Origin of the sequence: Proteus sp. CA142267 (assembly GCF_003336825.1) — a bacterium.
Classification (GTDB): domain Bacteria; phylum Pseudomonadota; class Gammaproteobacteria; order Enterobacterales; family Enterobacteriaceae; genus Proteus; species Proteus terrae.
Genome location: NZ_QPMG01000003.1, coordinates 106,659 through 125,386, shown reverse-complemented (window position 1 = coordinate 125,386; position 18,728 = coordinate 106,659). Strand labels below are relative to the sequence as shown.

At 39.3% G+C, this 18,728-nt stretch carries 17 protein-coding genes and 1 other RNA gene; 5 read left to right on the top strand and 13 right to left on the bottom strand.

From position 1 onward, the window contains the following. Positions 1 to 62: 62 nt before the first annotated feature. The 4 genes from dolP to C0T34_RS07885 form a co-directional block, all read right to left on the bottom strand. Positions 63 to 641: a division/outer membrane stress-associated lipid-binding lipoprotein gene (gene dolP, locus C0T34_RS07900; RefSeq protein WP_036933029.1), complete on the bottom strand. Its 579-nt coding sequence runs from the start codon at positions 639 to 641 to the stop codon at positions 63 to 65. A gap of 9 nt (positions 642 to 650) precedes the next feature. Further along, positions 651 to 1,241, bottom strand: a complete 591-nt coding sequence (diaA, locus tag C0T34_RS07895; RefSeq protein ID WP_004245257.1) for a DnaA initiator-associating protein DiaA — start codon at positions 1,239 to 1,241, stop codon at positions 651 to 653. 22 nt (positions 1,242 to 1,263) lie between these two features. After that, the gene (locus C0T34_RS07890; RefSeq protein WP_098941185.1) at positions 1,264 to 1,641 is read right to left on the bottom strand and encodes a YraN family protein; all 378 of its coding nucleotides are present in this window, start codon (positions 1,639 to 1,641) and stop codon (positions 1,264 to 1,266) included. An 80-nt stretch (positions 1,642 to 1,721) separates the two neighbouring features. Then, on the bottom strand, positions 1,722 to 3,476 hold the full coding sequence (locus tag C0T34_RS07885) for a penicillin-binding protein activator (RefSeq protein ID WP_098941184.1): 1,755 nt from the start codon (positions 3,474 to 3,476) through the stop codon (positions 1,722 to 1,724). A gap of 61 nt (positions 3,477 to 3,537) precedes the next feature. Between C0T34_RS07885 and rsmI the strand changes: the two genes are divergently transcribed. Together rsmI and rnpB are read left to right on the top strand one after the other, a co-directional pair. Further along, a complete protein-coding gene (rsmI, locus tag C0T34_RS07880; RefSeq protein ID WP_109849982.1) occupies positions 3,538 to 4,416 on the top strand; it encodes a 16S rRNA (cytidine(1402)-2'-O)-methyltransferase in 879 nt (292 codons plus the stop codon). A gap of 60 nt (positions 4,417 to 4,476) precedes the next feature. Beyond that, positions 4,477 to 4,852, top strand: an RNA gene (rnpB, locus tag C0T34_RS07875) — RNase P RNA component class A. A gap of 67 nt (positions 4,853 to 4,919) precedes the next feature. On the opposite strand, the gene C0T34_RS07870 is transcribed toward rnpB, so the two are convergent. Then, on the bottom strand, positions 4,920 to 5,624 hold the full coding sequence (locus C0T34_RS07870; RefSeq protein ID WP_109849981.1) for a pirin family protein: 705 nt from the start codon (positions 5,622 to 5,624) through the stop codon (positions 4,920 to 4,922). A gap of 113 nt (positions 5,625 to 5,737) precedes the next feature. Here C0T34_RS07870 and C0T34_RS07865 point away from each other — a divergent pair, with 113 nt between their 5' ends. Further along, complete coding sequence (locus C0T34_RS07865; RefSeq protein WP_036933024.1) at positions 5,738 to 6,640, top strand: LysR family transcriptional regulator; 903 nt, start codon at positions 5,738 to 5,740, stop codon at positions 6,638 to 6,640. An 88-nt stretch (positions 6,641 to 6,728) separates the two neighbouring features. Here the strand turns inward: C0T34_RS07865 and C0T34_RS07860 are convergent, their stop codons facing one another. The 5 genes from C0T34_RS07860 to C0T34_RS07840 all read right to left on the bottom strand — a co-directional run bounded on the left by C0T34_RS07860 (position 6,729) and on the right by C0T34_RS07840 (position 9,237). Next, entirely contained in the window at positions 6,729 to 7,121 is a 393-nt protein-coding gene (locus tag C0T34_RS07860; protein WP_075671385.1) for a DoxX family protein, read from the bottom strand. A 184-nt stretch (positions 7,122 to 7,305) separates the two neighbouring features. Further along, a complete protein-coding gene (locus C0T34_RS07855) occupies positions 7,306 to 7,611 on the bottom strand; it encodes a YqjK-like family protein (protein ID WP_226892333.1) in 306 nt (101 codons plus the stop codon). Continuing rightward, complete coding sequence (locus C0T34_RS07850; protein WP_098941182.1) at positions 7,592 to 8,002, bottom strand: phage holin family protein; 411 nt, start codon at positions 8,000 to 8,002, stop codon at positions 7,592 to 7,594. The genes C0T34_RS07855 and C0T34_RS07850 overlap by 20 nt, the downstream gene beginning before the upstream one ends. A 6-nt stretch (positions 8,003 to 8,008) precedes the next feature. Then, a complete protein-coding gene (locus C0T34_RS07845) occupies positions 8,009 to 8,314 on the bottom strand; it encodes a YqjD family protein (protein WP_098941181.1) in 306 nt (101 codons plus the stop codon). A gap of 263 nt (positions 8,315 to 8,577) precedes the next feature. Then, the gene (locus C0T34_RS07840) at positions 8,578 to 9,237 is read right to left on the bottom strand and encodes a DedA family protein (RefSeq protein WP_098941180.1); all 660 of its coding nucleotides are present in this window, start codon (positions 9,235 to 9,237) and stop codon (positions 8,578 to 8,580) included. A gap of 735 nt (positions 9,238 to 9,972) precedes the next feature. Between C0T34_RS07840 and sstT the strand changes: the two genes are divergently transcribed. Then, entirely contained in the window at positions 9,973 to 11,226 is a 1,254-nt protein-coding gene (gene sstT, locus C0T34_RS07835; protein WP_098941179.1) for a serine/threonine transporter SstT, read from the top strand. 114 nt (positions 11,227 to 11,340) lie between these two features. Here sstT and C0T34_RS07830 read toward each other — a convergent pair whose 3' ends face one another. After that, positions 11,341 to 13,359: an NADPH-dependent 2,4-dienoyl-CoA reductase gene (locus C0T34_RS07830; RefSeq protein ID WP_109849980.1), complete on the bottom strand. Its 2,019-nt coding sequence runs from the start codon at positions 13,357 to 13,359 to the stop codon at positions 11,341 to 11,343. Between the two features lie 269 nt (positions 13,360 to 13,628). On the opposite strand from C0T34_RS07830, the gene C0T34_RS07825 reads away from it, so the two are divergent. Next, positions 13,629 to 14,045, top strand: coding sequence for a DoxX family protein (locus C0T34_RS07825; RefSeq protein WP_109849979.1), 417 nt, complete (start codon positions 13,629 to 13,631; stop codon positions 14,043 to 14,045). A gap of 150 nt (positions 14,046 to 14,195) precedes the next feature. On the opposite strand, the gene C0T34_RS07820 is transcribed toward C0T34_RS07825, so the two are convergent. Both C0T34_RS07820 and C0T34_RS07815 read right to left on the bottom strand, forming a co-directional pair. After that, positions 14,196 to 16,994 carry an insulinase family protein gene (locus C0T34_RS07820; protein ID WP_109849978.1) on the bottom strand — a complete coding sequence of 933 codons (2,799 nt, stop codon included), beginning with the start codon at positions 16,992 to 16,994 and terminating at the stop codon, positions 14,196 to 14,198. After that, positions 16,984 to 18,693, bottom strand: a complete 1,710-nt coding sequence (locus tag C0T34_RS07815) for an ABC transporter ATP-binding protein/permease (protein ID WP_109849977.1) — start codon at positions 18,691 to 18,693, stop codon at positions 16,984 to 16,986. Before C0T34_RS07815 ends, C0T34_RS07820 begins: the two co-directional genes overlap by 11 nt. Positions 18,694 to 18,728 lie beyond the last annotated feature (35 nt).

Sequence of the window (18,728 nt, the reverse complement as noted above, 5' to 3'; positions counted from 1 at the left end):
CGGTCATTTATTATAAATACCGATACTGACAGGATAATACAAAAACGATGTTAGTAATGGGATCAGTTAAGGTAAGTAAATGCCGTGGTTACTTTTACTACGCCTTTGGTTTCGCTGGCAATTTTTGCAACCGCAGCCCCTTCTTGACGAGTCAAAATACCAAATAAGAATACTTCACCATTTTCAGTGATCACTTTTACAGAAGAAGATTTTACTGAATCACTGCCTAAAATCTGAGAGCGAACTTTGGTTGTTAACCATGTATCTGAAGACGCAGTGCCTAATGTCACAGGCTCGCCTTGGCGGACTTCGTTATAGACGTTATTCACGCCTTCAACTTTACTCGCAACTTGTTTTGCTGTATTCGCAACAGACATATCAGGGCTTTGGCCTGTTAACAGAATATTGCCTTGATAAGCCGTCGCTACGATACGTGAATTGCTTTTTTTGATCTGTTCGTTTTTGTTTAGAGCACCAGAAACACGTGCTTCCAATGTACCATCGTCAACTTGTTGCCCTAATGAGCGAGGATCGGTTGCAGTTTTACCCGCAACTGCGGCAGTGCCGACAACCGCTGCGCCGATACAACCTTGCAGTAAAAGTGCAGAACATAGCACTGCAGTGATAGGAAGCAATTTCATAGTAACTCCTTAGTCATCCTGATGTGGGAATAATGTATTATCAATTAAATCACAGAGACAATTGACTGTTAGCATCTGAACTTCCTGTATTCTGACGGTGCGTTGAGAAGGAATACGAATTTCAACGTCTTGAGGGCCTAATAATCCGGCAAGCTCTCCGCCATCATAACCTGTTAATGCAACAATGGTCATATCTCGTGTAACAGCGGCTTCAACGGCTTTAATAATACTTCTGCTGTTACCGTGAGTTGAGATAGCAAGTAGCACATCTCCAGCTTGCCCTAATGCACGCACTTGTTTTGCATAGATTTCATCGTGCTGCTGATTCCCCATAATTGCAGTCATCACAACGCTATCTGTGTTTAACGATAATGCGGGCAAGCTTGGGCGTTCTGTTTCAAAACGATGGATCATGCTTGCGGCAAATCGCTGTGCTGTTGCTGCTGAGCTACCGTTTCCACAGCTTAATATTTTATGGCCGTTTAACAAAGATTGAACCATCATCATGGCGGCTCTGGAAATGGCATCTGGTAATGCTTCTGCTGCTGCAATTTGAGTTTGAATACTCTCTGTAAAGCAGACTTTGATTCTATCAAGCACGTTAAGACCTATATAATCTAATTTAACGAATAAATTCCGTATAATCGAGAATGTTTTTTAGCCATATTAGCTGGCGTTGATTAAATGCACAAATATCAAAACGACAGTCTGAAGTCTCGATACTTTCTTGGCGTTGTGCTAGCCAACATTTTGCTGTACGCCATAAGCGACGCCGTTTTGAGGTAGTAATAGAGCTTATAGCATCACCAAATAAGATATTACGTCTAAAACGAACCTCAACAAATACCCATGTCTTCTTTTCCTGCATAATAAGATCAATTTCTCCACAGGGATATCGGACATTACGCTCAATCAATATTAATCCTTGTTGGCGTAAATATTTTAGCGCTTTTTGCTCATAGTATAGCCCTAAAAAATAAGGGTTTTTAGAAAAAATCATCCATGATTTCCTTCTTTATATCACTCATAAAATAAACCGCCATTATGGCGGTTTATTTTAATGATAATTAAATGCGCGCATTACTGTGCAACAGGTTCAATCTTACCTTGTTTAAATTGCATCCAAGGAAGTTGTCTATAAACAGTACAGTTGTTTTCAACACGTAATGAGCCTGAAATACCATTAAAACGCAATGTACCTTTTGTCAGATCATTGTAATTGTTTGCTAATGACCATGCATCAATTCCCATGGCATAAAGACGCATTAATGAGTAATCGTTCGCAAATTTGCTTGATGCTTTTTGCATTAACGGCAAATTAGCACCAGTCATCAATGGAATATCACTAAATTGAATGCCATCCATCTCCATACGGAAATCAGGGCCTGTTCCACCTTGGTTACTACGTGAGCTAACATAAATTGGTGGACGCTTTTTGGTACTGATCGCCATATCAATCATTGGTTTAATTAAGGTTAATTCATCGCTAGTCGCAATGATATAAACAGAATCAATGGCACCACCTGCTGATGGAATAGATTGAGTCTCTAATGGTAAAGGTGCATTAGCCGTTGGGAGAACAGGCGTACCTGTCATGCGAATACCCACACCACGGTTGATAGAGGCTTTTAAGCTTTCAACAGAGCTAAAAGTTTGTTGTAAAACGGTACCGCCGCCGGTGCGTTGCCACTCATCAGCAAATGTTTGTGCCATTCTTTGGCCAAATTTATTATCAGGAACAATAATTAATGGGTTTGATTTTTGTTGCTGACGTAAATGTTGTGCCGCATTACGGGTTTCATCTTCTGGTGAAAGAGAGAAGAAACAAACGGTTGTTGCTGAAGGAACACTGTCTAATTCATTTAATGCCAATACAGGTAAGCCACTTTGAAGCTCAATAGTCTTCATGACTTCAGGTTTTAGCAGAGGGCCGACAATTAAGTTAGCACCATCTTGCTGTACTTTTTTCAGTAAAACATCGATAGATTGGCTATTGGTATCATAAACAATCACTTGGCGAGAGTTTTGTGCAACAGGATCTAAGCGTAATGTTGTATCACCAGAAAATGTAGAGCTCTCTTTTTCTTGATCTTGAGTCGCTTGCGTATTTTCAGTTGTTTCTTTTGCCGTATCTGTTGTTGGTGTTTCAGTATTTTTGATACCTAATTCTTCTAAAATTGAATTAAGGCTATCGTCATTTTTAGGCGCTTGTGGCGCAGGCATTGCTTGAGGTTGTGGTAAACCACTTTGCGCATCAAGGAAGCCTTGACGAATAGCTTCACCAAAAACTTTCGCTTGCCCCGTTAAAGGTAACAATAATGCGATTTGGCTACTTGCACTCACTGAAGGCTGTGAAAGACGTAATAATGATGCTGGTAGTGTTAATGCGGCTGGGTTGCGAGGATAGCGAGTCTGCCACTCTCTGACCGCTGTTGATAACTTATCAGCATCATCTTTGTTGTATTCATAAGTATTCAGTAAGTCTAACCAACCTTGCAGTGTATTTTCATCTGCTTTGATAACAACACTACGGCGTTGCTCTGGTGTGAGTTTGGTTAGCGTGAGCCATGTATCATCAATATTTTTCTGATGTAGTTGAGGATCGGTAATTAATGTTTCTAACCCAATATAGGCCCTAATAACATCTAAAGATGCCAGCCCTTGAGCGTCATCAATCACTTTTTGAAATTGTTTCATCTCCATTTCTGCTTTTGCAGCGGGAGTGAGAGGTTGTTCTTGTTGCCCCGTCAGGGTACAACCTGACATAATCAGCGCAGAGAGTATCGCAGTATAGGATAAACCTGTTTTAAAACGCACAAAAATTGAGGAAAGCATACTGTACCCAGTGATGTTTTATAATTATGCTCAATTTTAAATCGGTCATTCGGAATAAACAATGAATCAACCTAATCGAGCAGCGGTAACGACATCCACACTGTACATAGTACCCACACCTATTGGTAATCTGGGCGATATCACCCAGCGGGCACTTGATGTGCTGTCTCATGTCGATTTAATTGCTGCAGAAGATACCCGCCATACAGGGCTTCTATTACAGCACTTTGCCATTAACGCACGTTTGTATGCGTTACATGATCATAATGAACAGCAAAAAGCAGATCAATTAATTAGCAAATTACAGCAGGGGCTAAGTATCGCATTAGTCTCTGATGCAGGTACACCATTAATTAACGATCCTGGCTATCATTTAGTCAATCAATGTCGTAAGAATGGCATAAATGTCGTGCCATTACCCGGCGCTTGTGCTGCTATTACGGCACTGTCTGCGGCAGGGCTTCCATCAGATCGTTTCTGTTACGAAGGTTTTTTACCTGCAAAAACAAAAAGTCGTCAAGACTGTTTACGGTCATTATCAGAAGAGCCTCGTACATTGATTTTTTATGAATCAACACATCGGCTGTTAGATAGTTTAGCTGATATGGTGACAGTTTGGGGTGAAGATCGCTACGTAGTATTAGCGAGAGAGCTCACAAAAACGTGGGAAGCTATTCAAGGTATGCCTGTTGGTGAATTACTTAAATGGGTTCTTGAAGATGAAAATCGTCGTAAAGGTGAAATGGTATTAATTGTTGAGGGTTATGAAAAACCCGTTGATGACGATTTTTCTCCTGAAGTATTACGGACATTGGCGATTTTACAAAAAGAGTTACCACTGAAAAAAGCAGCCGCAGTCACTGCAGAAATTTATAGCGTGAAGAAAAATGCACTCTATAAGCATGTCATTGAGCAAAATGGTGAAGCTCAAGACGAGTAAAGTGATTTTTTAGCTTCTTTTGCTATACATTTTCTACCAAAATCCCTATAATCCGCACCCTGAGTTGACTAGACAACCGCTGCTTTATCGTTGTCCCTTCGGGGGAGACGGATAGAGGGGAGGAAAGTCCGGGCTCCACAGGGCAGGGTGCCAGATAACGTCTGGGAGGCGCGAGCCTACGACAAGTGCAGCAGAGAGTAAACCGCCGATGGCCTGTTTACAGGATCAGGTAAGGGTGAAAGGGTGCGGTAAGAGCGCACCGCGCAACTGGTAACAGTTTGTGGCATGGTAAACTCCACCCGGAGCAAGACCAAATAGGGGTTCTTATGGTGCGGCCCGCATTGAACCCGGGTAGGTTGCTGGAGCCAGCGCGCAAGTTCTGGCCTAGATGAATGGTTGTCCACGACAGAACCCGGCTTAACGGTCAACTCACCTCATAAAAAACCCTCGATTCACATTGTGTGTCGAGGGTTTTCTGTTTTTAAGCCCATCGAAATTGATTATCACGAGATAATATCAATAAATAAGCCACGAAACTCAGCCGAGCTTTTCAATGTAATACTATGGCTATCTTGAATAAAAGCCCCATCACCACACTGAATTTGCCCATTTTCTTGTGTTGATGTTTGCAAATAGGTGCCACCTTTTATGGATTGCAAAAAGCCTTTCTGTCCTTTTATTGGCAGTGTAATTTCATCACCTGCTTGCAAATGAATATGATAAAGCCAGATAGTTTGCCTTAACATTAACGAGCCATCATCACCGGTAGGTGAGGCTAATAATTGATATTTTAAATTTTCATCTAATACCAATTTTTGTGAAGCTACACTTTCTTGTTGTGGACACGCATTTAACCACAATTGAATACGAGTTAATGGCGTATCAGGACTACTGTTTTTCTCTATATACGTATCAGTATTATGCGGTGAAATAAGTAAGCACTCATTTTCTTTTGCCGTCACTGTACGCCCCATATTATCAAGGTATGTTACTTCTCCTTGAAGAATAAGATTAACCACATCCACATGAGGATAGGTCTTTGCTTTAAATTCAGAATTTGGGGCAAGCACTTCTTGGTTGAGAACTCTTAGTGTGCCATAGTCTAAAAAATGAGGGTCAAAATAGTGGCCAAAGGAAAATGTGTAGCGAGCTTGTAGCCAGCCATAATCCGCTTTACCACACTGTTGTGCTGTTCTGTATTTTATCATAGCGGTATTTTTCGAGTAGATTATCAATATATTTATCATAGAGGTATGGACTGTCTATTGTTAGCAAGTTAATCTGGTGACCATAATCAAATTATTTGATAGAGATAAGTATAATGAGTAAAGACAAAGCAATTACGTTGGAATCTTTACGAGTCATGGATGCCATTGATCGTAGAGGGAGTTTTGCAGCTGCGGCTGATGAACTAAATCGAGTTCCATCGGCACTCAGTTATACCATGCAAAAATTAGAAGAAGATTTAGATGTTGTCCTTTTTGACCGTTCTGGCCATAGAACTAAATTTACTAATGTTGGTCGAATGCTTCTTGATAGAGGGCGTATATTACTTGAAGCAGCTGACAAATTAACGTCAGATGCAGAAGCCTTAGCAAGAGGTTGGGAGCCGCATATTACTATCGTTTGTGAAGCACTTACCCCAGCATCTCGACTTTTTCCTTTGGTCGATAAATTAGCTGAAAAATCCAATACGCAACTCTCTTTAGTAACAGAAGTATTAGCGGGCGCTTGGGAAAGCTTAGAAAGCGGTAAATGTGATATTGTGATTTCACCCGATATGCATTTTCGCACTTCATCTGAAATCAACTTCCGCCCTTTATACAATACCACTAGCGTTTATGTGGCCAGCCCAGATCACCCGATTCATAACGAACCAGAGCCATTAGCAGAAGAAACTCGCTTAAAATATCGGGGTATTGCGATTGCAGATACCGCAAGAGAACGCCCTGTGTTGACAGTATTGTTGTTAGATAAACAGCGCCGTTTAACGGTCAGTTCTATCGAAGATAAACGCCGAGCGTTAATCGCAGGTTTAGGTGTGGCGACAATGCCGATTGATTTAATTGAAGATGATATCAAAGAAGGGCGTTTACGTGTAGTTGGCCCTGAATATCATCATGAAAATAATATTATTATGGCATGGCGCAGAGATAGCATGGGCGAAGCTAAATCGTGGTGTCTACGTGAAATACCTAAACTCTTTGCGAGCGATAAAAAATAATTAAAACAAATATAAATAATGAGTAAGTTTTATTTTAAGCAAACAAAAAAGATCCCCTAGAGGATCTTTTTTATTTCTAAACTTGTTATTACCAGTTTTTATTGAAAATACGATCTAAGCTCCATTTACCCGGGCCTGTTACAACCAGTAATAAATATCCGCCTGCAATTGTCATGTTTTTCATAAACATTAATTGGTTCATGCCTTCAGCAAAATTACTGTGGAACAGTAATGCGGTTAAGAGAGTAAAGACCGCGGTAAAGATTGCTGTAGTGCGAGTTAAGAAACCAAATAAGATTGCTAATCCACCACCTAATTCTAATAAAATAGTCAGTGGCAATAAGAAACCGGGAACACCCATTGCTTGCATATATTGTTGCGTACCTTCGTAGCCACCAATTTTTCCGTAGCCTGCGCTGATAAATAAAATCGGCATTAAAATACGGGCAATTAATAACGCAATGTCTTCAAATTTTTTCATGATATTTATTCCTAATTAAACTCTATTATCTGCAATGTATATCTGTTTATATTTGTATTTTCGTTGGTTAATTTTCTATTTTTAGAATTAATAACCACGGCTACGGTGTGAGGTATACAATAATAGGAAATTGGAAAAGAGGATATTAAGAAGAATTAACATTCTTAGACAAAAAAATTGATGTTCAATCTGAGGTTTTTTTGAAGGACTTCTGTATTGCCCGAATTAAGCCAATTGCACCGATAGCGCGTTGTCCTAATCGTATGATTTTTTTAGGGTGTTTAATACTGTAAAGAGAGATAAAACTAGCGCCTACTAAAAATGCAGGTTTTAAAGAGACTAAAATCCGCCACGCTTTATCGTAAGGCTCTGTCACATCAAGCCAAGTTTGCGTGCTTTGCCCTAAATCGGAGCGCTGTTGCTGAATTTTATTCAACAACAGCTTTTTACGTCTTGCGAGGATTACTTGCTTATTTTGTCTGTTCATCATGATATTGCTCCAAAAGACGTTTATCTAATTCCAATTGCTGGCGAGTGTCGCCTAACAAGGTGGAATTTCGCGCTTTCCTTAATGTCATGATGGCACCAATCAGTGCACAGAAAAGTAAAGTAGCGGTTGTGATAGCTAACGCATAGACTCGGTATTCAGGTGGAATAACCCAAAATAGCAGTATAAGTAAACTCATTAAGCCAAAGGCGGTGAGCAACAAGGTAACACCAGCCATTAAAATAAGCTGGATCAGGGTAGTTTTTTCTTCTTCCAGTTCAATGGCGATTAGTCGTAGGCGAGTTTCGACCATGCCTATCACGATGGCACCAATTTTACTGAGAGAATTCAGAACCCCGGATGCGGGGCCCTGTGGTCTTTGATTATCACTCATTATAAATTAGCGTTTTGCTAGGAGAACACCAAGAACAACACCAACAGCCGCACCAATACCGACACCTGTCCATGGATTTTCACGAACATAGTTATCTGCTTTTCCGGCGATTTCTTTGGTATTATCGACAATTTCTCGACCCGCATCGCTAAGTTTTGCGCGAGAGCCTTTTATCGCCGATTCTGCTTTTGCACGTAGGCTTTGGATTTCTTCTTTGGATTTATCTGCAGAGGAGTTCAGCACTTCTTCTAGAGTATCAGCAAGAGATTTCAATTCACTACGCAGATCTTCATTTGAACGTTGATGAGACATAATTAACTCCTTTAATAGAGATAGACATGATACTTATAACAATAGACTAATTTTACTGCTTAATGAAATTAAATAATGACTTATTGGTAAAAAAAAGAGATAAATCTTAATAGATATCCACAGTTAAAAGAATGAGAGGGTGTTAAGGCGAGTGTATAGCGAAATAAAATAAAGGCCTGTTCAATTGAATGAAACAGGCCTTTGTCATTTTTTCTTACTGCTTTTTATGGCAGTCGGAATATCTTTATATTATTTGATAGATCTTACGCTTTCGCTTTTTTCTTTTTAATAACAACCCAGATACTACCAATTAATCCTATAACTAATAGGAAAACAGGTAATAGCATAAGGATATTCATTAAATGGTGTTCGTACTGACGAAATAGTGGGCTATTACCTAATATATAACCCAATGTGGTCAGTATACCGACCCATAAAAGTCCACTTAACCAATTGAAAATCTGAAAGCGAGTATTATTCAATCCAGCAAGGCCGGCAATTGTAGGCAACAATGTTCTAACGAACGCTAAAAAGCGACCAATAAGTAATGCTGCTAAGCCATGACGATGAAAAAGCCCATGTGCGCGCTGGTGATAATGTTCTGGTAGATGTGATAGCCAACTGCGTACTAATTTCGTATTTCCAAGCCATCGCCCTTGAAGATAGCCCAACCAACAACCTAGGCTTGCTCCTGCAGTCAAAATAAGTAAGGTCAATGGAAAATCCATTGTATCTTTAGCAATTAACACGCCCACTAAAATTAATAAGCTATCTCCTGGTAAGAAAGCTGCGGGCAATACTCCGTTTTCTAGGAATAGTATGGTGAATAATAAAATGTAGATAATCCATATTAATGAAGGATTAGCTAAGGTTTCGTAATCTTGATGCCATAGCGCCAAGAATAGCTCTCTTACGATTTCCATATAAAAGGCTTCCTAAAACTGAGTCATTTGGGGGTAAATATAAAATCAATAGGTGTTGTAATCTATTTACCCGTTTTCTACTTCATAGGGTCTATTTTTCATTGTTTAAAACAGCAACACTCTAACAAAATCAGGAAAAACTAGACAGAAAATTTTTCAACTGGATGACGACTCCACTTACGCATGGATATTGGATCGTGAAAAATAGACATCTAATCTCTTTTTGAGTTCAGAATAGAGAGTTTTTTAAAATAAAACCTTAAGAAAATGAATATTATCAAAAGGCATTCTCTATTTTATAGAGATCATAAAAGATAAATTTTTAATATTAATTGAGAGAAAATAAAACGTTATCTTGTTTATATTGTTTATCTTTTTTTGTTTGTTATTTATTCAAAATCAGGGGGGTAGAGCGGATAATTGTTAGTGATAATGTTAATAAAAAAGGCTATCAGTTGATTGAAAAAAACAAAAAGAAGAGAAATAAAATAAAAAGCAAGTAAGATAACTAAGTATAACTTACTGATAATAATAATTTCTTTCATTTCATGTTGGTATACTAAAAAGAACAAAATCCTATTATGATCACAGTTATGTTATTTTATTGTTAACAAAAACGGTTAGTGCTGTATATTTTGCATAATCAGCTTTTCAGCGCGATTCAATTCCTTATACTGGCATTGCAAACACTCAATAATGCCTTTTTTAAATATTATTTTAAGTAATGGAATAGCTATGGATAAACAACAATCCAGAGTCTTCAGCCTGTTTTTTAAGGGAAGTCTCGTCAAACAAATACTCGTTGGTTTAGTCGCAGGGATCTTACTTGCTTGGTTAGCGCCAGAAGCTGCTAAGATGATGAGCTTACTAGGTACCCTATTTATTAGTGCACTGAAAGCTGTAGCACCTATCTTAGTATGGGTACTGGTTATGGCTTCGATTGCTAATCACCGTCAAGGGCAAAAATCGAATATTCGCCCAGTATTAATTTTATATCTGCTAGCAACGTTCTTTGCTGCGTTAACCGCAGTTGTTGCAAGCTTTATGTTCCCATCCGTTTTAACGCTGGTTGTTAATGAATCACAACTGTCACCACCTGAAAATATTGCTGAAGTTCTTAAAGGCGTATTAATTAATGTGGTTGCAAACCCTGTTGATGCACTTATCAATGGTAACTATATGGGTATTCTAGCGTGGTCTATTGGGCTGGGCTTAGCATTACGCCACGCAAGTGATACCACTAAGGCCTTAACGCAAGATCTAGCTGATGCAGTAACAAACGTAGTACGTGTTGTTATTCGCTTAGCGCCTATCGGTATTTTTGGTTTAGTGTCGTCAACTATCGCAACAACAGGCTTTGAAGTTTTAGCGGGTTATTTACAGGTTTTGGTTGTACTGATTGGCTGTATGCTATTTGTTGCTTTAGTCGTGAATCCGTTGATTGTATTTTGGAAAATTCGTAGTAATCCATATCCATTAGTATGGGCATGTCTGCGTGAAAGTGGTGTAACTGCCTTCTTTACACGTAGCTCAGCAGCAAACATCCCTGTGAATATGGCAATGTGTCGTCGTATGAATTTAAACGAAGATACTTATTCTGTTTCAATTCCATTAGGTGCAACCATCAATATGGGTGGTGCGGCAATTACTATCACTATTTTGACATTAGCCGCAGTAAATACATTGGGTATGCCTGTTGATGTGCCAACTGCATTGTTATTAAGCCTTGTTGCTGCAATTTGTGCTTGTGGTGCATCGGGTGTTGCTGGGGGGTCTTTACTGTTAATTCCACTGGCTTGTAGCATGTTTGGTATTAGCAATGATATCGCTATGCAAGTAGTTGCAGTAGGTGTGATGATTGGTGTGTTACAAGATTCAGCAGAAACGGCACTTAACTCATCAACAGACGTTCTCTTTACTGCAACAGTCTGTATTGCTGAAGATAATCGTATTTCAGATAACCCATTAACTGAAAAAAATAATGGGTAAAAAGGGTAGGTAGTAAGACAGGAAGATGTTGTAAAAATAATAATCAATAATAAAAAATAGAACCCCACATTTATGTGGGGTTTCTTTTTGTCATTTTATCATCATGTTAACGGTTTAAATGGCAAGTGCTAGCTCAGTTCCTTGTCTAATAGCGCGTTTTGCATCTAATGTACTGGCATCTTTTGCTCCACCAATAAGATGAACTGTTTTGTTTTCTTTTTCTAAGGGGACAAATAAAGGGTGATAAGCGCGTTGTCCTGTACACAATATAATATTATCAGCCATAAGAAGTTGTTGTTTTCCATCTTGTTCAATAACAAGACCTTCTGGCGTAATTTTTTGATAATGACAATGTGTTAAGAATTTAACGCCTTTTTTCTCTAATGTTAGTCTGTGTATCCAACCTGTTGTTTTGCCCAAACTTAAACCTATCTTTCCAGCTTTACGCTGTGTCATCACAATATGTTTGGTATTGTCTTTAAGGTGATTAGTGGGCTTGATACCACCACGAGATGAAAGCGTCGGATCAATGCCCCATTCTTTATTAAAAGCACAAGGGCTTAGGCTACTGCATTGCCCTTTTTGCGTAAGATAAAGGCCAGTATCAAAGCCAATACCTCCGCTACCAATAATTACTACATTTTTACCTACAGGTTGATGGTGCTTTAAAACGTCCAAATAAGTTTTAACAATCGTATTATCTCGGCCCTCTATATCAGGAAGGTGCGGAGTAACACCACTGGCTAAAATAACCTCGTCAAAGTTTTTAAGGTGATGAGGAGTGGCTTCGGTATTATTTTTAACAATGACGCCCGTAAGTTGTAATTGCCGTTTAAAGTAACGCAGGGTTTCTTGAAACTCTTCTTTTCCGGGAATTTGGCTAGCAATGTTCAGTTGCCCACCAATAATATCTTCTTTTTCAAATAGTGTGACATGATGACCACGTTTCGCAGCGGTTACCGCAAAAGATAATCCTGCAGGCCCAGCACCAACAACCGCTAACTTTTTAGGTTGTTGGGTTGGGATAACCAGAAGTTCGGTTTCTCGGCAAGCAAAAGGGTTAACCAAACAAGAGGCGGTTTGACCTGAAAATATTTCATCAAGACATGCTTGATTACAAGCAATACAAGTATTGATTTCATCTTCACGTCCTTGTTGTGCTTTAAGTACGAATTCAGGATCAGCAAGAAAAGGGCGAGCCATTGAAACCATATCAGCACAGCCTTCAGCTAAAATAGCTTCTGCGGTTTGTGGTGTATTAATACGATTTGATGTAATAAGAGGGATATTCACTTTTCCCATTAATTCGCGTGTTACATTCGCAAATTGGCCTCTTGGCACCATAGTGGCAATGGTCGGAATTCGGGCTTCATGCCAACCGATCCCTGTATTGATCATTGTCGCACCCGCTTTCTCTACGGCTTTGGCAAGATAAAGCACTTCAGAAGCATCCGAGCCATCTTTAATTAAATCCAACATAGAAAGACGGTAAATAATAATAAACTGCTCACCAACTGCTTTTTTTATGCCTTCAAGAATACGTAAAGCGAAACGACAACGATTTTCAATATTTCCACCCCATTGATCGTTTCGCTGATTAGTATGGCTGACTAAAAACTGATTAATTAAATAGCCTTCAGATCCCATTATCTCAACACCATCATAGCCCGCCTTTTGGGCTAATTGAGCACAGTGAATGTAGTCATCGATAGTTTTTTCGATTTGTTCATGACTTATTTCTGTGGGCATAAAAGGGGTTATTGGAGATTGAATAGCAGAAGGGGCAACTAAGTTTGGTTGGTAACTATAACGACCTGTATGCAAGATCTGTAAAGCAATTTTACCACCTTGTTGATGTACTGCATCCGTAACAAGTTGATGAGTCGTTAATTGGTTTTCAGACATCAATGTCGCAGCATGAGGCAATAAGACACCTTGTTTATTGGGAGAGATCCCTCCAGTTACTATTAATGCAACACCAGCAGCCGCACGTTGGGCATAAAACTGTGCAAGTTTTGGGGCATCATTCGGATTTTCTTCAAGCCCAGTATGCATAGAGCCCATAAGAATACGGTTTTTAAGTACAGTAAACCCTAAATCAAGTGGCGAAAATAGATGAGGATAATGTGCCATCAGATACCCTTTTTAGACTGGTCAGATGAGATATCTATAGCATAACGAGAAGTGAGTGATTAAGAGTTCATTATGTTAACAAGTTGTGATCTTAATCATGGAAAAGGTGAATAGCACGTTATAAAGCAATAATAATCTAAGTGATTACTTAATGAGAACAAATAGTGATAATAAAAATCACACTCATTCATAATATTTCATCATATAATGTAGTGTACCTATTAATACGTATTAAAAACACACATCACTATTTTCAATTTGGAGACGTTATGATTAATAAATTTAATCAACTTGTTGACTGTTCTGACTTGGGTAAACTTGTATTACGTGTTTCTCTTGGCGTTTTAATGTTATTACATGGACTTCATAAAATGGAATCGGGTGGATTAGCCGGTATTCAGGGGATGTTGGCTAATTTTAATCTACCCGCCTTTATTGCTTACGGTACCGTGATTGGGGAAGTGGTTGCACCTATCTTACTGATTATCGGTCTATTTACTCGTGTATCAGCACTTGTTTTAGCAGGTACAATGTTTGTTGCTATCTTGATGGTTCACTCTGGTGATTTATTTGCATTAAACCCTAAAACAGGGGGATGGGCACCAGAAAGCGCTGGTTTTTACCTATTTGCTGCGATAGCGGTAATGTTTTTAGGTAGTGGTCGTTTTGCAGTTAAAAAAGATTAATAAATTTAATAGTCAATAAAATTGAATATTATTGCTGTAACTTGATTAAAATAGATGAATAAACGCCCAGATCTCACGCTATATGCAGTCTCGATCTGGGCGTTTTATTTTAAGTGATTTTATGGCTTATCGGTTTAACCTAAGTCATTTTTATTTTTGAGTTGCTGGCGTTAACTTAAAGACCTTTTCATTTTCACCTAACCACAGGCGAGCAACTTGGTTTATATCGTTAACACTTAATGTTTTTATAATGGCAGGATCAGTGAGTAAACGCTGATACTGTTGGTCATCCGTTGCTACTTGAGCAAGAGCCTCAGTCCAATAACTTGCACTGTCGTTCAGCTGTGAATTTTCAGTTAGCCAGATATTTTTAGCCTCTTGTAACTCTTTCTCTGTAATACCTGACTGCTTAACTTCATTCACGACTTTACGGGCGAGAGCGATTAATTCATCTGCGCGCTCAGGTGATGCTGTAAAATTTAAACGACCGGTATAGTAGCTTGTAGGCACTTTCGTTAACATTTCAGAGAACCCAAGTGAATAAATTCCGCCTGCTCTTTCACGTAGGTTGAGTCTTAAACGTTGACTGATCACGGTATCCAGTAAATTTAGCGTAAGTACTTGTTGTTGTGACCATTGAGCTGGTGCTGCATATTGAATACTTACCATACTCTTATCACTGCTTGCGATAGGGTATGTTTTGCTAAATGAAGTCAGCTTTGGATTAATGGCAGGATCTGCCCAGAATAGACGTTGTTCAGAGCGTGTCGGAAGACTTGCAACCCAGCGTTCAATCAGAGGTTTTACCTGATTAATATTGACAGGGCCACTGATAACTAATGTCATATCAGCAGGTTGTCCTAAGATCATTTGGTTTGTTTGCTGTAATTGTTGAGCAGTAAACTGTTTCCAAGCACCTTGCGGAGAAACCACTAAGCGATCGCCATTTTGATAGCTTTCTTTATTGATATTATCCAAGAAAGTGCGTTCAACGGGTGTTTTTGAAATACCTAATACCATGGCTTGCTTCTGTTGCTCTAACTTTTCACCATTAAACTGTGGAGACGTAATTTTTAGATGCATTAAGGTTAGCAAGGTTTCTAGTTCATCAATTGGCGCTTCGCCACGGAAACCATGGAATAACAATTCACTGTAAGGGCGCAAACTAATTTGGTGTTGCTTAGTAAATAGCGCTAACTCACGCGCATTATAATTACCGTATCCACTCACTTCAGGTAATTTTAATGCCCATTGTACCATGCCTAAGCTTTGATTTGTTTCAAGCGAAGAGCCGCCCGGAATACGCAGTGAAACTTGAATATTATCTTTGAGATAACTGTCATTTTTCACAATCACTTTTACATTATTGCTCAGTGTCCATTCTTGTGTTTTTTCAATCGGAAGTGATTGCGTTGAAACAACTGAACCTGTGAGATCAGGTTTAATATCGAGTACAACAGCTTGAGTTTTTAGGGTAAATGCTCCCGGGTTTGATTGTCTAATTTCTTGCCAACGTTGCGTAGCTTTAGTTGCATTAAATAAATTAGCATCATTATCAGGGCCAATCACCGCAACTCGTGGTGATGATTGTTTTAGATATTGAGAAAAATAAGCTGACAATGTTTCAGGGGTCACTTTATTGATTAATTGATAGCTTAAATTCAGTGCCTGTTTTTTCGTTTGAATTGGCATATCCAATTCAATAGCTGTTGTGATTTGGTTGGCCAAATAATCGTGCTCATAACGCTCTTCACCCGCAGCTTGTTGGCTTAGGCGCTTTAGCATTGCGTTACGGGCATTATCTAGCTCTTCTTGAGTCACTGGAACAGAGGCGAGGCGTTGAACTTCTGTAAATAAGATATCTAGTGCGCCTTGGTAATCATTACCTTTAGGGTGCGCAATCATCAATTGTTGTGAACGACGAGAGTCTAACATTGCGCCTTGTGCATTAGCGCTAATAGAAGCCATTAAGCCATTATCAACAATAGTGGAAAAACGTTGATTTAAAATTGATAGCCATAATGAATCCATTAAATCTTCATATTGACCTTGGCGACTATTTAAAGGTGCTGGCAAAGTACGTTGCAAGGTGAACTGTAAAATACGCGAACCTTGCTCTTTGTCGAAAATTGTTTTGACCAGTAGATCTTTATGATCAATAAAATTGTGCCAAGAAGGATCATCAATTCCTTTATTTTCGCTATTTTTAGCGTTAAACAGCTGCTTAATATCAGCAATAGCGTCGCCCTGATTAAAGTTACCAACCAGTACTAATGCCATTCTTTCTGGTTGATACCAAGTATCGTAATAGCGTTTTGCATCTTTCACATCGCCATGTTTAACGATTTCTAAATCGCCAATAGGATCACGGTCTAGATAACGGCTACCGTAATAACGCAATTCTTCTAACTGGCGGTTAATACGAAAACCGATACCTTGGCGTAAACGCCACTCTTCAACAATAACCGGACGCTCTTTATCAAACTCAATAGGGTCAAATGTCATTTCAAATGCCCAGTCAGATAAGATCTTTAACCCCGTTTTAATTTGGATCGGGTTTGCATTCGGTAATGACAGTTTATAAGTCGTCGCATTTAAACTTGTCGCGGCATTAACATGGCTGCCTAATTTCATGCCAAGGCTTTCAAGTTGTTTAAAGCCCGTTGTTCCCGGAAAATGAGTTGTACCTTTAAATGCCATATGTTCAGTAAAGTGTGAAAAACCGAGCTGTTTTTCATCTTCTTGAACAGAACCACTTTTTACCAAAAGACGCATTTCAACACCGGTTTGTGGGCGTTGCAGTAAGTAGACGTCTAAACCATTATATAGGGTAAAATGGCGAACATCAGGCCGTAGTAATAGCGTACTTTTGTCATTTTGATTAGGGGTGCTTGCCGCACACCCTAAAAGTGAAAGACTGACTGAAACAATCAGTAATTTACGATACATATTCGGTAACTCCAGCAGGTTGAGAGGAGGACACGGTAGGGGCTTTGAGTGAAATCACATTATCTGCAATCACATGTGTAAAGCGCTGGTGGCTGACTAACGCAATACCCGCGGTTGGCAGATGTTGTTTTAGTAACTGCAACATGTTTAATGCATTTTGTTCATCAAGTGCAGAGGTGGTTTCATCTAATAAAATAAGATCAGGTTTATTGAGCAATAAACGAGCAAAAATAAGACGTTGTTGCTCACCGCCTGATAGACGTGTTGTCCAATCCGTTTCAAGTGAAAGTTGATTTTTTATTTTGTCTAAACCCACCAAATGAAGTGCTTCTTCATACTCTTTAGTGGAGAATTGATTAGGCTGACGAGGATAAGCGAGCAAACTGTCTAAACGAGCAAAAGGCAGATACATACGCTGTGGGATCCAACACACATTTGGTGAACGTTGAATTTCCCCTTTAAAATAAGGCCAATGCCCACTTAGTGCTCTAAGCAGTGTTGATTTACCTAAACCAGAGCAACCTTCAATAACGGTTAACTCACCGGCTTTTACAGAGAAGTTAATATCTTGGATTAACAGGCTGTCATCTTGCATAAACAGAGAAAGATTAGCTTTTAATTTAGTCTGTTTATCGTTTAAATCAGCGACTTCTGGTTCATGATCGTGCTCTAAAAGCACCACAAAATTATAAAGACGTGTCACTGTTGCTTGCCATGCGGCAATCTCTTTATACGAGAAAATAAACCAGCTTAATGCACCTGCAACACTAGAGAATGCTTGTCTCAATTGCATTAACCCCCCTAGCATTAATTCGCCAGCAAGGAATTTAGGTAAGGCAAAAATAATCGGTGCCATTGCAGTGGCTTGTTGATAGCCGACAGTGAAGAATGCAAGATTTCTCTCGTAGCGGATAAGGTTATTCCAGTTACGAATAACCCCTAAGAAGCGGTCCATTAATTCGTTGCGATCACTGATTTCACCACGCTGACCTGCAATCGCATCGCCATGTTGTTTACGGGTGATGAGAGCAGTACGGTAATCAGCCTCTTTGCGCTGTTTATCCATATTAATTTTACGCAAGGGTGAGCCAATAAACTGCGTAATGGTTATCCCGATAATGGTATAGATAATACAAGCCCAGAACATATACCCTGGAATTGTCCACTCGCTACCCCCTAATGTGAAAGAGATAGCGCCAGACAGTGACCAAAGAATAGTGGCAAAAGAGATAAGCGTGAGTAACGAGTGCAAAAATGTGACAGTTAAACGCATTGTTGATTCGATCAGTAAACGAATATCTTCTGCAATACGCTGATCGGGGTTATCAGGCTCTTGAGATGTCAGCCTTAACATATAGTGTTTACTGTTTTTTGATAACCAGCGATCGAGCACTTGTTCAGTCATGCCTTCGCGCCAGCGAATAACCATTTTTTGGCGTAAGAAATCGCCCATTACTACGACAGTAATTAATCCTGCAATAATAATGACAAATTGTTGAAGAAGCTTGTAGAGCGCTTGTCCATCAAGTTGTTGTAATGCGTTATAGAAGCTACCATTCCATTCATTCATTTTGACGTTAAACCAGACGGATGACAGGGTTAAGGTCAAAGAGACTATCAATAGAAACCAGCAGTAAAGAGCGGCACGCCGCCCCCAAAAAGGTGAAACTAAATAGAAAAATTGTTTTATTGTTTTCATTGCTTATTGGTCATATTTTTATTGTATATCGACTT

Excerpts from the sequence above, each read along its gene's own strand:
- dolP (WP_036933029.1), bottom strand. The coding sequence starts at position 641 with ATGAAATTGCTTCCTATCACTGCAGTGCTATGTTCTGCACTTTTACTG.
- C0T34_RS07890 (WP_098941185.1), bottom strand. The coding sequence starts at position 1,641 with ATGATTTTTTCTAAAAACCCTTATTTTTTAGGGCTATACTATGAGCAA.
- C0T34_RS07885 (WP_098941184.1), bottom strand. The coding sequence starts at position 3,476 with ATGCTTTCCTCAATTTTTGTGCGTTTTAAAACAGGTTTATCCTATACT.
- rsmI (WP_109849982.1), top strand. The coding sequence starts at position 3,538 with ATGAATCAACCTAATCGAGCAGCGGTAACGACATCCACACTGTACATA.
- C0T34_RS07870 (WP_109849981.1), bottom strand. The coding sequence starts at position 5,624 with ATGATAAAATACAGAACAGCACAACAGTGTGGTAAAGCGGATTATGGC.
- C0T34_RS07865 (WP_036933024.1), top strand. The coding sequence starts at position 5,738 with ATGAGTAAAGACAAAGCAATTACGTTGGAATCTTTACGAGTCATGGAT.
- C0T34_RS07860 (WP_075671385.1), bottom strand. The coding sequence starts at position 7,121 with ATGAAAAAATTTGAAGACATTGCGTTATTAATTGCCCGTATTTTAATG.
- C0T34_RS07855 (WP_226892333.1), bottom strand. The coding sequence starts at position 7,611 with ATGATGAACAGACAAAATAAGCAAGTAATCCTCGCAAGACGTAAAAAG.
- C0T34_RS07850 (WP_098941182.1), bottom strand. The coding sequence starts at position 8,002 with ATGAGTGATAATCAAAGACCACAGGGCCCCGCATCCGGGGTTCTGAAT.
- C0T34_RS07845 (WP_098941181.1), bottom strand. The coding sequence starts at position 8,314 with ATGTCTCATCAACGTTCAAATGAAGATCTGCGTAGTGAATTGAAATCT.
- C0T34_RS07840 (WP_098941180.1), bottom strand. The coding sequence starts at position 9,237 with ATGGAAATCGTAAGAGAGCTATTCTTGGCGCTATGGCATCAAGATTAC.
- sstT (WP_098941179.1), top strand. The coding sequence starts at position 9,973 with ATGGATAAACAACAATCCAGAGTCTTCAGCCTGTTTTTTAAGGGAAGT.
- C0T34_RS07830 (WP_109849980.1), bottom strand. The coding sequence starts at position 13,359 with ATGGCACATTATCCTCATCTATTTTCGCCACTTGATTTAGGGTTTACT.
- C0T34_RS07825 (WP_109849979.1), top strand. The coding sequence starts at position 13,629 with ATGATTAATAAATTTAATCAACTTGTTGACTGTTCTGACTTGGGTAAA.
- C0T34_RS07820 (WP_109849978.1), bottom strand. The coding sequence starts at position 16,994 with ATGTATCGTAAATTACTGATTGTTTCAGTCAGTCTTTCACTTTTAGGG.
- C0T34_RS07815 (WP_109849977.1), bottom strand. The coding sequence starts at position 18,693 with ATGAAAACAATAAAACAATTTTTCTATTTAGTTTCACCTTTTTGGGGG.